Consider the following 14,689-nt stretch of genomic DNA (forward strand, 5'->3'; position numbering starts at 1 on the left):
AATTTTGTGCAAGTACACAGATCGATGGATAAACAGAATAAGGACAAATATGAAAACAAATTATCAGTTACGTTATGCAGCGCACCCCGAAGATGCGAGATCTTATGATACGCAGCGTTTACGAAAAGATTTTCTTATAGAAAAAATATTCGAAGCTGATGAGGTAAACATGGTCTATTCCCTGTATGACCGCATGATCGTGGGGGGTGCGATGCCCGTAAACGAGCCGTTGCACCTGGAAGCGATAGACCCGCTGAAACAACCGGTCTTTCTGTGCCGCCGTGAACTGGGTATCTTTAACGTGGGCGGCAAAGGAAAAGTAAAGGTGGGAGAGACTGTTTTTGAGCTCGATTACAAAGAGGCGCTCTATCTCGGTTCCGGTGAACGGGAAGTCTATTTCGAGAGCGACGATGCCGCCAAACCGGCGAAGTTTTACTTCAACTCGGCTACGGCCCATCGCAATTACCCCGATAAGAAAGTGACCAAGGCAGATGCTGTAGTAGCTGAGATGGGATCCCTGGAATCGTCCAATCACAGAAATATCAATAAGATGATCGTGAACCAGGTGTTGCCTACCTGCCAGTTGCAGATGGGAATGACCGAACTGGCTCCCGGAAGCGTGTGGAATACCATGCCGGCACATATCCACAGCCGCAGGATGGAAGCCTATTTCTATTTTGAAGTGCCCGAAGACCAGGCTGTATGCCACTTTATGGGTGAGCCTACAGAAACGCGCCATATCTGGCTGCATAATGAGCAGGCCGCACTCTCACCCGAATGGTCCATCCATGCCGGCGCCGCCACTACGAATTACACCTTTATATGGGGCATGGCGGGAGAGAACCTTGACTACGGGGACCAAGATTTTTCGAAAATAATCGATTTACGATAAAGTAACAACCTGGAATTACACGGACTATTTCCGGGTCATTAATATTGATTAAGGAATAAGAGGACAGATAATCAGAGATCTAAATCTTATTCAATTAAACTCTAATAAAAAAGAAAAGATATGGTCAATTTTTCATTGGAAGGAAAAATAGCGCTGGTCACAGGAGCTTCCTACGGTATCGGATTTGCCATGGCAACTGCTTTTGCAGGTGCCGGGGCCAGGATCGTATTCAACGATATCAATCAGAATCTGGTGGATAAAGGCCTTGCCGCTTATAAGGAAAAAGGGATAGATGCGCACGGCTACATTTGTGATGTGACAAACGAAGAAGAAGTGGATCAATTCATTAGCCGGGTAACGGAAGAGGTGGGGGTGATAGATATCCTGGTAAACAACGCCGGTATCATCAAACGCATACCGATGCACGAGATGAGCGCTGCCGAATTCCGCCAGGTGATCGACATCGACCTGAACGGACCGTTCATCGTTTCTAAGGCAGTCATCCCGCATATGATCAAAAAGGGACACGGAAAAATCATCAATATCTGCTCCATGATGAGTGAGTTGGGACGTGAAACCGTTTCTGCTTACGCAGCGGCTAAAGGCGGATTAAAGATGTTAACAAAAAATATCTGTTCCGAATACGGGGAATACAACATCCAATGTAACGGTATCGGACCGGGATACATCGCCACGCCGCAGACCGCCCCCCTAAGGGAAAGACAGCCCGATGGCTCCCGCCACCCGTTCGACTCTTTCATCATAGCCAAGACACCAGCAGCGCGATGGGGTACACCGGAAGACCTGGCAGGGCCTGCCGTCTTTCTTGCCTCAGATGCTTCCAATTTTGTAAACGGGCATATCCTGTATGTCGATGGCGGCATCCTGGCGTATATCGGGAAGCAACCGTGATATTAAGGTGGTTAAGTGGGAAGGTGAGATTTGACGATGTGATAATTCGGTGATTTAATGATTTCAGATTCTCCACTTCTGACTTCTAATTTCTTAGTTCTAATTTCAAACAGATCAAATACGTTGTATGCAGACAAAATACTACACATTCATATTACTTCTATTGACAGCAATCTTTATCGGATGTAATCCTGCAAAAAAAGAACTGGTCATAGAGGTAAGCAACCCAAGTTCAATAGAGAGGATAAATGAAATGGTGGAGGTCGCCTGGGAAACGGTGCAACAAAAACTCCCGCTTTCCGCAGGGCAAACGATCATCGTAACGGGTGACGACGGGCAACAACTCCCTTACCAGTTTGTAACCAACGGCACAGGAAAAGTGGAAGCACTTATCTTCCCGGCCTCCCCGGGCGCAGGGCAAACAGCCCTCTACCGCATAGCGGCAGGTGAACCCGATGATTTTGAATCCCTCGTCTACGGGCGATTGGTACCCGAAAGGAAGGACGACTTCGCCTGGGAAAACAACCGTACCGCCTTCAGGGTGTACGGGCCCGCCCTGAAAGCGACCGGAGAGATCAGTAACGGAATGGATTTCTGGGCCAAGAAAACCGAATCGTTGATCATCGACAAATGGTATAAGGACGACCTGTCGGGCATAGCTTCTTACCACAAGGACCACGGCGAAGGGTTGGATTTTTACAAGGTGGGAAGGACACTCGGTTTGGGGATGACAGCTCCCGTTCATAACGATACGCTCTGCCTGGGCGATAATTTCGTCACTGCGGAAATCCTTGATAACGGGCCGCTCCGCATTACTTTCAAACTCACCTATGCTCCTTATAAAGCAGGAGAGCATGAAATAACAGAAACACGCATTATCTCTTTAGATGCTTATACCCTTTTCAATAAAGTGACCAATATCTTCGAGGGGGATACCGACAAGCTGACTGTCGCTACCGGGATCGTGATGCCGGAAAAGGATCCCCTGGAAAATGCCGGAAGGACCACTTTCGGCGTGAACAACGGTATTATCGCCTATGAAACTCCGGCTGATGATGCCAACGGCGTTATCTATACCGCCGCGCTCCATCCGGACGGATTCGCGACCATCAAGGTCTCGAACGGACATTATCTGGGCCTGAACAGTTACCAACCCGGCACTTCATATACCTGTTACGCGGGTGGAGGCTGGAGCAAAGCCGGTTTCGGCAGCTTTGAAGAATGGACACAGTTTGTGAAAGAAGAGAAAGAAAAGATAGATCAACCCCTAATCATTCAGATAAACTAAGATGCAAAAAGTGGTAACTTTCGGCGAGATCATGCTGCGTCTTGCCACACCGGATTATAAAAGATTTATCCAATCGGATCATCTTACCGCCACCTTTGGCGGAGGTGAAGCCAACGTAGCTGTTTCGCTGGCAAATTACGGCATTCCCGTGGAATTTGTCACCCGCCTGCCGGATAACGATATAGCCGGATGGTGTATCTCCGATCTCAGAAAAATGAATGTCGGTACGGAACATATTCTGCGCGGCGGCGAACGGGTAGGTATCTACTACCTCGAAACCGGCGCCGTGGCCCGCCCCTCGAAAGTAGTATACGACCGGGCACATTCCTCTATTGCAGAAGTGGAAAAGGGAACGTTCGACTGGAAAGAAATACTCAAAGACGCTTCATGGTTCCACTGGACAGGGATCACCCCCGCCCTTTCGCAGGGGGCCGCCGACGCCTGCCTGGAAGCCATCCGGACCGCAAATGAACTGGGAGTGATCGTTTCGTGCGACCTCAACTACCGGAAAAATCTCTGGAAATACGGCAAAAAGGCCTCGGAGATCATGCCCGGACTGGTGGAAGGCTGCGACATCATCCTTGGCAATGAGGAAGATGCCGAAAAAGTGTTCGGCATCAAACCGGAAGGATTCGAGGTGGACCAAACTGCGGGAGAGGTGGATGCAGGGGAATTCGAATCGGTCTGCAAACAGCTTATGCAGAAATTCCCGCGCGCAAAGAAGGTAATTATCACATTACGCGGTTCCATCAACGCAAACCACAATACCTGGGGCGGATGCCTCTACTCCGACAAACTCTATCAATCCAAAAGGTACGACATAACCCATATCGTGGACAGAGTGGGTGGCGGTGATTCCTTTATGGGGGGGCTGATCTACGGATTACTGACCTATACGGGAGACGACCGGAAAGCGCTCGACTTCGCCGTAGCCGCTTCCTGCCTGAAACACACCATCTACGGCGATTTTAACCTGGTGACCGTGCCGGAAGTGGAAGCACTGATGAAAGGCGACGGCTCGGGAAGAGTGGTCAGGTGATGTGATGATTTAACGATTTACGGATGTGATGATTGGGTGATTACTCTGCTTTAATCAGTAAACCAGTTCATTTGCAAATCAAACAGTTCTTTACTCTAAAATATACAGGAATGGCAAAATTTACAAGACTGCAGGTCTATCAGACAATGGTGGATACGGGGATCGTGCCTGTATTCTACCATGCCGATATTGAAGTGGCGAAGAATGTGCTGAAAGCATGTTACGAAGGGGGTATCAGGGCGTTCGAATTCACCAACAGGGGCGATTTTGCCCATGAGGTATTTGCCGGACTGATCAAATGGGCAGACTCAGCATGCCCGGAAATGATATTGGGAATCGGCTCCATAGTAGATGCCCCTACCGCCGCCCTCTATATCCAGTCGGGGGCAAATTTTATTGTAGGCCCGTTGCTGAACCCTGAGATATTCAAAATCTGCAACCGCCGGCAAATAGCTTATTCACCCGGCTGCGCCACGGTTTCCGAGATCGGGTTGGCACAGGAGTCAGGCGCTGAGATCGTAAAGGTGTTTCCCGGCGGCAGTGTGGGCGGCCCCTCGTTCGTGAAAAACATAAAAGGCCCCATGCCCTGGTCCCGGATCATGGTCACAGGCGGGGTGGAACCTACGGAAGAAAACCTTTCGGCATGGTTCCGGGCAGGGGTAACCTGTGTGGGAATGGGATCCAACCTTTTCCCCAAAGAGGTACTGGAAAACGGGGAGTGGCACAAAATCACCGGATTATGCAGGGACAGCTTGTCAATTGTCAAAAAGTATCAGTAGAATAAACACCTGCACACATCATCGGACAGAGCACATTTTTTAAATAAATAATCATCATAAAATCATGAGTAAACTACAGGAAGAAGGAAAAGTAAAAATGACCAATTATCGCTGGACAATCTGTACCATGCTGTTCTTGGCGACTACAGTCAATTATCTGGACAGACAGGTACTTTCGCTTACATGGGCGGACTTTATTGCGCCGGAATTTCACTGGACAAACAGTGATTATGGGACCATCACCGGGTTATTCTCGCTGTTCTATGCGGTCTCCATGCTGTTTGCCGGAAAGTTCGTCGACTGGATTGACACGAAGAAGGGATTTCTCTGGGCGATAGGGATCTGGTCGTTCGGAGCAGTACTGCACGCTTTCTGCGGACTTCTCACTGCAGGCATTACAACAGATGAATGGACGTTCAGTTTTATGGGTGCGCGCGAAGCTATTGCCACGGTAGGAAATATCTCGATGGTCGTAAATGTAAGTGTTACGCTGTTTGTTTTCGCCCGGTTGATCCTGGCGATCGGAGAAGCCGGTAACTTTCCCGCCGCTATCAAAGCCACTGCTGAATATTTTCCAAAAAAAGACAGGGCCTATGCTACCAGTCTTTTCAACTCGGGTGCCCAGATCGGCGCTTTGCTGGCACCGCTGACTATCCCTTTTATCGCCAAGGCGTGGGGTTGGGAGATGGCATTCATCGTGATCGGTGCGATAGGCTTTGTATGGATGGGCTTTTGGGTGTTTATTTATCATAAACCCGAAAAAAACAAAAAAGTAAATGCAGCTGAACTGGCTTATATCAATCAGGACGATGCCGCGGACGCGGCTGCAGGTGCCAGGGAGAAAGATGAAAATGCAGGTAAGAAAGTTTCTTTTAAACAGGCTTTCAAGTATAGACAGACCTGGTCGTTTGCCGTGGGTAAATTCCTTACCGACGGCGTATGGTGGTTTTTGTTGTTCTGGATCCCGGCTTACCTGAGTGCGGTGTACGGACTGGATTCCACGCAAAGCGCACCGCACGTGTTTACGGTATATGCCATCTCAATGATTTCCGTTTTTGCAGCCGGCTATTTCCCCGCCTATTTCATGAACAGGAAAAAGCTGGATCCCTATCAGGGGCGTATGCGGGCGATGCTCCTGTTTGCTTTTTTCCCTGTACTGATCTTACTCGCACAGCCGTTGGGAGGTATATCGGTCTGGATTCCCGTGATCATTATCGGTATCGCAGCGGCAGCACACCAGTCATGGTCGGCAAACATCTTCTCCACCGTGAGTGATATGTTCCCCAAACATGGGGTGGCCACTATTACCGGTATCGGCGGAATGGCAGGCGGTGTGGGTTCTCTGCTTATCAATCAGAGTTCAGGTATCCTGTTCGATCATACCGCCAACACCCACATGAAGTTCATGGGATTCGAAGGTATCGAATCGGGTTATTTCATTGTCTTCTGTATCTGTGCCTTTGCATACCTCATCGGGTGGACCATCATGAAATCCCTTGTTCCAAAATACCAACTCATCACCGATATGTAATTTTCACCGGTTTCGGAATCGGGACGCAGATTTTTTTATGACAAACAGGCTATTCCGTCCCTCCGCCCAATGCATTATACAAATCAACGGTGCATTGCAACCGGGTCAGCTGCTCGCTTATCCGGCTCAAACGAGCCGACAGGTATTCCTGCTGCGCCGTCAGCACGGCCGTATAATCGACTTCGTCGGCCCTTAACAGTTCTTCGGTATATACGACGGACTTCTGCGCAGCGTCGATCTGTTGCTCGCGCAATTCCGTTTTGCGGGTGACACTTTCGTAGGTATATAAAATATCGGAAATCTCTTTTCCGGCATTTAGTACCGTATTCTGAAAAGCAGCCATCGCCTGTAACTGGTCTTCCTCGGCCAAAGCGAGATCCACCTTTAATTGTCCGCGGGCGAATACCGGTTGAGTGAGGCCCGCCACCACGTTCAAAACCAGCTTTTCGAGACTGAACAGATTTGAGAATCCCGAAGATGAATAGCCTACGGATCCCGAACTCAACGTTATGGAGGGATAAAAACCGGCCTGGGCCGCATTCTTCAACTCAAAAGCGACACGGAAGTCCAACTCCGCCTGCTTTACGTCGGGGCGCCGGGCAAGCAGTTGCACCGGCACTCCGGTTTTCAACTGCATCGGCACCGGCTGCGACTCCAGCCGGGAACGCACCACCGGTCCGGGCTTTTTCCCCGACAGCAGATTAATTGTATTCTCCAATTGCCGGATACTGTTTTCGGTATCGATAGCGTTCATTTTCGTTTTCAGTAACAATACCCGGCTTTGCTCTATTGCCGCGGCATTCTGCCGCCCGGCTTCTTTGAGGGCTTCCATCGTTGCGACGCTTTTTTCCAACAACACAACGGTTTCGTTCGTAATAGCCAGTTGCTCGTCGAGCGCCAAAAGCGCATAGTAGGAATCGGCCATATGGGCGATCAGTCCCGATTGGACCATATCCCTATACGCCTGGCTTTTCAGGAACCGGGCATATTGTGCACGTGACTGCCGGTTCAGTTTACCCCAGACATCCACATCCCAGTTCGCACTTATCCCGGCAAAAACATTCTCCGAATTGCGGCTGAAGGCTTTGTTGCCGTCGGAAGCAGCAGCGTGGGTGACTGTCACGCCGACAGACAGATTGGGAAAATAAGCCGCGCGGGTTCTTTTCAATTCGGCTTCCGCCTGGCGGATACTGCTGACAGCGATCTGCAAATCGGCATTATTGAAGAGAGCGGTATCGATAAGACTCACCAAATAGGGATCCGAAAAGAAATTCCGCCACGGGATATCGGCGATCGAGGTAGTGTCGGAAGAGGCCGTTTCCCGGTACAGACCGGCAGTATCCACCACCGGCGAGCGGTACGGATTAAGCATGTTGCAGGAGGATAATCCGAAGAAAACAACACATCCTGTGATCAGTAAAACGGCTTGTCGATTGTTATTTTTCATCTTCACCAAAAATTGTTTCATCATCAACATTGAACAGACCCGACTTGCGGAAGCGATCTTCGAGAGTCTGGAAAAGGATATACAACGAAGGGATCACCAACACGCCCAGGAGCGTTCCTATCAGCATACCGCCGATGGAACTCAGGCCGATGGAGCGATTCCCTACCGCACCGGCACCTGTGGCGAGCATCAAGGGGGTCAACCCCGCAATAAACGCGAAAGAAGTCATCAGGATGGGCCTGAAACGCGCTACGGCTCCTTTTACCGCTGCTTCAACGACATTCATGCCCTGCCGCCGGCGCTGTATGGCATATTCCACGATCAGGATGGCGTTCTTGGCAAGCAACCCAATCAACATGATCAGCGATATCTGCACATAAATACTATTGGTAATCCCCTGATGGATGCCGAACAGCCACAGGAAAATAAACACACCGGCCAACCCCACCGGCAGCGAGAGGATCACGGCCAACGGCAGGATATAACTTTCGTACAACGCCGCCAGTAACAGGAAAACGAAGATCAGGCAGAGCATGAATATCATGGATGTTTGGTTGCCGCTACGCACTTCCTCGCGCGTCATTCCCGAGTACTCATACGTATATCCTTCGGGAAGGTTCTCGCTCATCCTTTCCACTAAATTGATAACGTTCCCTGTACTGTATCCGTCAGCCGTATTGGGGATGATGGTCACATCCATCGATGTATAGAGGTTGTAACGCGAAATGGTCTGGGGCCCCGTAATATCGGTAATCGTAAAAAATTCGGTAATGGGCGACATCTCGCCCGAGGCCGTCTTCACGTAGTAGCTGTTCAGGTCGTCCATTTTGGAACGGTATTCGGGTGAAGCCTGCAGAATCACGCGGTATGACTTGCCGAACAGGGTGATATTCGACGAATAAAGGCTGCCGATATAGATCTGCAGCGTCGAAAGAATATCGTTCATCGAAAGGCCCGCCTCCATCACTTTCGCCACATTCACGTCAAGCTGCTTCTGCGGGAAATTGGGATTAAAAGTCGTGGAGGCCATCAATATCTCATCCTGTTGCTGAAGCTCCTGCAGAAACTGCTGCGTAACCTCATAAAAATCGTGGATGTTGCCGCCCGTTTTATCCTGCATCTTCAGATCGACGCCACTGGACAGTCCGAATCCCCTTAAGGTAGGAGAGCTGAATATCATAAAATTGGCACCGATAATAGAATCCGTCCGTTCTTTAAGTACCGAAACAATATCAGCCGCGGTGCGATTCCGGTCATCCCATGGTGTGAGTTTATACATAACCGTTCCGTACGAACTACCCAAACCGCTCATGAAATTCACCCCCGTAATGGCCGTTACGTTTTGTACTTCCGGAATAGAGCCGGAGAGGGATGCCACCCGTTGTACAATGGAATCCGAGCGCTCCATAGACGAGCCCGGCGGCAATGTGATCATCAGGATCACCTCACCGCTGTCTTCCTGGGGGACAAATCCGGTAGGAATGATGCGCATCATTCCGAAAAGCACCACCGAGAAAAGGGCAATTATCACCGGCGTAATCCAGCGGTACCTTTTCTTGCCGAGAAAACGCAATGTTTTTTCATACCGTATGGTGAGCTTGTCAAAATAGGTATTGAAGAATCTCAGAAACCGTTTGATAAGATTGTTTTCAGCCGGACGGGCGCCTTCCGCCTCATGGTGTGCGGGGCGGAGGAAAAGCGCACTTAAAGCGGGGCTTAAGGTCAAGGCATTGACAGCCGAGATAATGATTGCCGTCGCTAACGTCAATCCAAACTGCTTATAAAACACACCGCTCGTTCCACCGATAAAACTGACGGGGATGAATACCGACGCCATCACCAGCGTAATGGAAACAATGGCAGGTGCTATCTCCTTCATTGTCGTGATGGTTGCCTCTTTCGCGTTTCTGGCGCCTTTCTCCATGTGCGCATGTACCGCTTCGACCACTACGATGGCGTCATCGACCACAATTCCGATCGCCAGCACCAGTGCGAAGAGCGTAAGCAGATTGATGGAAAAGCCCAATAGCTGCAACACGAAGAACGATCCGATAATAGCCACCGGGATGGCAATGGCGGGAATAAGCGTAGAACGGAAACTCTGCAGAAAGACAAGTACCACGAGAAAAACCAGCACGAATGCTTCCAATAACGTCGCTACCACTTTATGGATAGAAGCGTCGAGGAATTCGTTGGCATCCGACATGTAAGTTATCTGAAAGCCGGGAGGAAAACTTCCGGAAGCCGCTTCCAGTTCCTTCTTTACCGTATTGATCAGTTCACGGGCATTGGAGTTTGCCGTCTGACTGACATTGATGGATACGGCAGGTTTTCCGTCGGAAGCCGATTGTACCGAGTAATTCAACGACCCCAACTCTACGTCGGCTATATCCGAAAGACGGAGAATGTGACCGTTGGAAGAACGGAGCACTATATTTCCGAACTCTTCCACCGTCTTGAGCCTGCCGGTATATTTAAGCGGATACTGGAAAGTCTGGTCACTGTTTTGTCCCAGCTCCCCGGGGGCGGCCTCCACATTCTGGTCGGAAAGAAGTTGCCGTATTTCCTGCGGGGTGATGCCATAAGAGGCCATCACATCCGGCTTCAGCCATATACGCATGGAATAGGTCTGTGCACCCATCACACTGGCGTCGCCCACACCCGGAATACGCTTGATCTGAGGTAATATATTGATATCCACATAGTTTTGGATGAATTGCTGATCGTGCTCGGGATTGGATGACGACACCGAGATCCGCAACACATTGTCGGTTTGCTGCTTGCGTACCGTAACGCCCGACAGGGTAACTTCGGCCGGAAGAAGCGAGGTAGCCTGGTTCACACGGTTTTGCACGTTTACCGTAGCCATATCGGGATCGACGTCCTGTTCGAAATAGATAGTAATGGAAGCCGATCCGCTGTTGGAAGCCGTCGATGTCATATAGGTCATTCCTTCAACTCCGTTGATCTGTTCTTCGAGCGGGATTACCACGCTGCTCATCACTACATCGGCATTCGCCCCGCTATAATTGGCCGAAACCCTTACCGTCGGCGGGGCAATGTTCGGATACTGTTCGACCGGTAGCGTAGATAGCCCCAGTATCCCCAGAACGACTATCAGTATGGAAATCACGGTGGATAATACCGGTCTTTCTATAAAAATTTTCAGCATAATCTGTTACTTTCTTTCGGATTGAATTGCCGTGAAGAATAGTCTTTTATTCTTCCCCGACTTTTATTTTCTGCCCATTTCTCAATGTGGCGATGCCGTCCAGCACGATCGTATCTCCCTCTTCCAGTCCGGCGGTAACGACATAGCGTTTGCCGTCGGACAACGGTTCAACCTCAACAATGGCCTGCACGGTGGAATCATTGGCCACTTTGTACAAGACCACCTTATTTTGCTGGGCAAAAGTCGATTTCTGCGGGATAACAAATACGTCCTCCACTTTGCGGGGGATCGCTATTTTACCGCTGGCGCCGCTTCTCAGCATACCTTGCCGGTTGGGGAAGGCAGCCCGGAGATTCACGGAACCGGTGCCGGGATTAACAATACCCGAAATGGTGGATACCTTTCCCCTCTCGGGATACACGGTACCGTCGGCAAGGGTAAGCGTGACTTCAGGGATATGACCGATCTTTTCAGCAAGGGAATTTCCTTCGAGCGTGGCGAGCAGAGCGGAAAATGCCTTTTCGTTAATGGAGAAATAGGCATATACGGTTTCGATATTCGAAATAGTGGTGAGCGTAGTGGCGCTTGTGACCATATTCCCGCTCCGGTAAGGGATGGAACCAATAACGCCGTCGATAGGGCTTGAAACAGTGGTCCAGCTTGTAGTAGCCTGCGCAGCGCGGAGAGCGGCTTCGGCTTCGGCTTTCGATGCCTGCGCCGCTTTATGCGCATTTTCGTATGTCTCAAGCTGCACTCCACTTACTATGTTCTTCTCGGCCAGCGGACGGATTCGTTCAACGTCGAGGCGGGCAGTGTTCAGATTCGCTTCGGCAGTTTCCAAAGCAGCCCTGGCGGAAGCCAGGTCGTGTGCGGAGGTAGGCGAATTGATGGAGAAAAGGGCTTGCCCTTTTTTCACGACAGCCCCCTCATCGATATAGACCTTATCGATATAGCCGCTCACACGCGGTTTTATCTCGGCATCCTCCTGGCCTCTTAATAGGACGGGGTAAACGCTTTGAAGCTCTGCGTCCTGCCTTTCTACAACCATTACCGGATATTCCTTCCCGGAACTCTGATCTTGCCCGCCCTTTCTGTCGGAGCACGAAAAAAGTAACAGCACGGAAACCCCTGCTATCATACCTCTTTTTACATTCATAATTATATCTTAATTTGAATTTGAATTCATTTTGAATCTAGTAAGGAGCAAAAGTAATCAAAAGTAATATTCCGGTCTTGTAAAAACAGGCGGTCGGCATTCAGAAAATACAAATGTTTAACTTTTTTTATTTCTGTTCTCTACGGAATTCTTCAGGGTATAGCAGATCCTCTTCTTTCGCCTCAACCATCCATCTTTCGATACGAAAAATGATCGAACGGAAAAATTCTTATTTGATTTATTTAACGAAATTGTTGCCTTCTTTTTTAGTAGCTTTGAGGCCGGAAAATGAAAATCAAAATGAGTAATAAAAGAATAAGCGTAGCAAAAAATCCGATTGAATTAGGTACGGAAAAGATAGGTAAACTATTGATTCAATATGCTATTCCGGCTATTATCGCCATGACGGCTTCATCCCTATACCATATTACCGATAGTATTTTTATCGGGCACGGAGTGGGTGCGTTGGCCATTTCGGGATTGGCCATTACTTTCCCGCTGATGAACCTGGCGGCTGCTTTCGGCTCGCTGGTAGGTGCGGGAGCGGCAACGTTGCTTTCGATACGGATGGGGCAGAAAGATTATGAAACCGCTAATATTATTTTAGGCAATGAACTGACCTTGAATATTATTTTCGGTATAGGATTTTCCGTTGTGGCATATATTTTCCTGGATCCGATCCTCTATTTTTTCGGGGCCAGCGATGCGACAATCCCTTATGCGCGCGATTTTATGCATGTTATTTTACTGGGTAACGTGATCACCCATTTATATCTGGGGCTAAACGGTATGCTACGCTCGGCGGGAAGGCCCGATAAGGCAATGTATGCCACCATAGCTACCGTTCTGATCAACCTGGTGCTCAACCCCCTGTTTATTTTTGTATTCCAATGGGGCATACAGGGAAGCGCCTGGGCTACCGTCATTTCACAAACGATCATGTTAATTTGGCAATTGAAATTTTTCAGCAATAAAGGAAGTTTCATTTACCTCCAAAAAAAAGCCTTTAAACTTCATAAAAAAATTGTGACCGATTCACTTTCGATCGGCCTGTCCCCGTTTCTGATGAATGCCGTGTCGTGCCTGATCGTCATTGTCATCAATCAGGGATTGTTACGTACAGGAGGTGATCTGGCCGTAGGGGCTTATGGCATCGTAAACCGTATCGCTTATTTGTTTATCATGATTGTAATGGGCTTAAACCAGGGAATGCAGCCTATTGCCGGCTATAACTTCGGGGCCATGCTCTATAAGAGAGTGAACGAGGTCTTGAAAAAGTCGGTTATTCTGGCTACCGGCGTGACTACTTTCGGTTTCTTAGTCGTATTCTTTTTTCCGGAAGCGATTGCCGCAATGTTTACCGGCGATAGAGAACTGATAGAACTTTCGAGGAATGGATTACGCATTGTCTTTTTAACGTACCCTATCATCGGCTTTCAGATGGTTACGGCCAACTTTTTCCAGAGTATCGGTATGGTCGGTAAAGCCATATTTATGTCGCTCAGCCGGCAGTTGTTGTTCCTGTTGCCATGCTTACTCATCTTTCCTTATTATTGGGGAATCGATGGCATCTGGTACAGCATGCCTTCCGCCGATCTGATCTCGAGCATTGTGGCCGTTGTTATGTTGACTTATCAATTCCGGCAATTTAAAATAAAAGAGCATGAAGAGCTGCGCCCGTCCGGACAAAGTGTTCAATGAAGCAGGCGGCGCTTCGGATAAATTTACTTAAAAGAAAAAATTATGAAGAACGATTTTATTATTACCATAGGGCGCCAATTGGGTAGTGGCGGCCGGCAAATAGGGCGGCTTTTATCAACGCGATTAGACATTCCGTATTACGATAAGGAGTTGATCACGCTGGCTTCGAAACAGAGCGGTTTGGCTAAAGAGGTCTTTGAAAAAGCCGATGAAAAGAAACGTTTTACCTTAACCGGAGGATTACTGGGACTTAAAATATCAATCCTGGACGAAGGATTTTCCAATAATTACCTATGGAACGAGATGTTGTTTAAAATTCAAAGCGATGTGATACGGAATTTGGCCCGTGAAAAATCGTGCATATTTATCGGACGTTGCGCCGATTATATTTTACGTGATCATCCGCACACGTTGAATGTGTTTATCAGCGCCGAACAAGTTGACCGGATAAAGCGTGTCGCGGATTACTATGAACTGACTGAAAAGAAAGCGCTTGAGTTGATCGAGAAGACCGACAAAAAACGGGCCGGATATTACAATTATTACAGTAACAAACAATGGGGCGCCGCCGAGTCGTATCATTTGTGCATCAATTCATCGGTATTGGGTATCGAGGCAACAACCGGTTTTATCGAGGAGTTTTTGAAGAAACGGTAATGTGGCATCAAACTGAATGTTACACCATTTAAAACGTCCACGCCGGTATTCTCTGGGGGGTGTGGTCCCACTTGGGCTTGAACCAAGGACTCCCTGATTATGAGTCAGGTGCTCT

General features: G+C 48.9%; 11 protein-coding genes. 8 read left to right on the forward strand and 3 right to left on the reverse strand.

Annotated elements, in window-relative coordinates; genetic code table 11:
- Window positions 1-49 precede the first annotated feature (49 nt).
- The 6 genes from kduI to Q0502_RS09155 all read left to right on the forward strand — a co-directional run bounded on the left by kduI (window position 50) and on the right by Q0502_RS09155 (window position 6,441).
- Entirely contained in the window at window positions 50-892 is an 843-nt protein-coding gene (gene kduI, locus Q0502_RS09130; RefSeq protein WP_298649845.1) for a 5-dehydro-4-deoxy-D-glucuronate isomerase, read from the forward strand.
- A gap of 120 nt (window positions 893-1,012) precedes the next feature.
- A complete protein-coding gene (locus Q0502_RS09135) occupies window positions 1,013-1,804 on the forward strand; it encodes a gluconate 5-dehydrogenase (RefSeq protein ID WP_298649847.1) in 792 nt (263 codons plus the stop codon).
- Window positions 1,805-1,931: 127 nt separating this feature from the next.
- Complete coding sequence (locus tag Q0502_RS09140) at window positions 1,932-3,092, forward strand: DUF4861 family protein (protein ID WP_298649848.1); 1,161 nt, start codon at window positions 1,932-1,934, stop codon at window positions 3,090-3,092.
- A gap of 1 nt (window position 3,093) precedes the next feature.
- Complete coding sequence (locus tag Q0502_RS09145; protein WP_298649850.1) at window positions 3,094-4,131, forward strand: sugar kinase; 1,038 nt, start codon at window positions 3,094-3,096, stop codon at window positions 4,129-4,131.
- Between the two features lie 110 nt (window positions 4,132-4,241).
- On the forward strand, window positions 4,242-4,910 hold the full coding sequence (locus Q0502_RS09150; protein WP_298649852.1) for a bifunctional 4-hydroxy-2-oxoglutarate aldolase/2-dehydro-3-deoxy-phosphogluconate aldolase: 669 nt from the start codon (window positions 4,242-4,244) through the stop codon (window positions 4,908-4,910).
- Between the two features lie 64 nt (window positions 4,911-4,974).
- Window positions 4,975-6,441 (forward strand): MFS transporter, encoded by a 1,467-nt coding sequence (locus Q0502_RS09155; protein WP_298649853.1) that lies wholly within the window; start codon window positions 4,975-4,977, stop codon window positions 6,439-6,441.
- A gap of 49 nt (window positions 6,442-6,490) precedes the next feature.
- Here the strand turns inward: Q0502_RS09155 and Q0502_RS09160 are convergent, their stop codons facing one another.
- The 3 genes from Q0502_RS09160 to Q0502_RS09170 are packed head-to-tail and all read right to left on the reverse strand — an operon-like array spanning window position 6,491 to window position 12,216.
- Window positions 6,491-7,888 carry a TolC family protein gene (locus tag Q0502_RS09160; RefSeq protein WP_298649854.1) on the reverse strand — a complete coding sequence of 466 codons (1,398 nt, stop codon included), beginning with the start codon at window positions 7,886-7,888 and terminating at the stop codon, window positions 6,491-6,493.
- Window positions 7,878-11,060 carry an efflux RND transporter permease subunit gene (locus Q0502_RS09165; RefSeq protein WP_298649855.1) on the reverse strand — a complete coding sequence of 1,061 codons (3,183 nt, stop codon included), beginning with the start codon at window positions 11,058-11,060 and terminating at the stop codon, window positions 7,878-7,880. The genes Q0502_RS09160 and Q0502_RS09165 overlap by 11 nt, the downstream gene beginning before the upstream one ends.
- 46 nt (window positions 11,061-11,106) lie before the next feature.
- The gene (locus Q0502_RS09170; RefSeq protein ID WP_298649856.1) at window positions 11,107-12,216 is read right to left on the reverse strand and encodes an efflux RND transporter periplasmic adaptor subunit; all 1,110 of its coding nucleotides are present in this window, start codon (window positions 12,214-12,216) and stop codon (window positions 11,107-11,109) included.
- 300 nt (window positions 12,217-12,516) lie between these two features.
- Here Q0502_RS09170 and Q0502_RS09175 point away from each other — a divergent pair, with 300 nt between their 5' ends.
- Together Q0502_RS09175 and Q0502_RS09180 are read left to right on the forward strand one after the other, a co-directional pair.
- On the forward strand, window positions 12,517-13,917 hold the full coding sequence (locus Q0502_RS09175) for an MATE family efflux transporter (RefSeq protein ID WP_298649857.1): 1,401 nt from the start codon (window positions 12,517-12,519) through the stop codon (window positions 13,915-13,917).
- Window positions 13,918-13,959: 42 nt separating this feature from the next.
- A complete protein-coding gene (locus tag Q0502_RS09180; RefSeq protein WP_298649858.1) occupies window positions 13,960-14,574 on the forward strand; it encodes a cytidylate kinase-like family protein in 615 nt (204 codons plus the stop codon).
- Window positions 14,575-14,689: the final 115 nt, after the last annotated feature.

The organism is uncultured Proteiniphilum sp., from assembly GCF_937873925.1.
GTDB lineage: Bacteria > Bacteroidota > Bacteroidia > Bacteroidales > Dysgonomonadaceae > Proteiniphilum.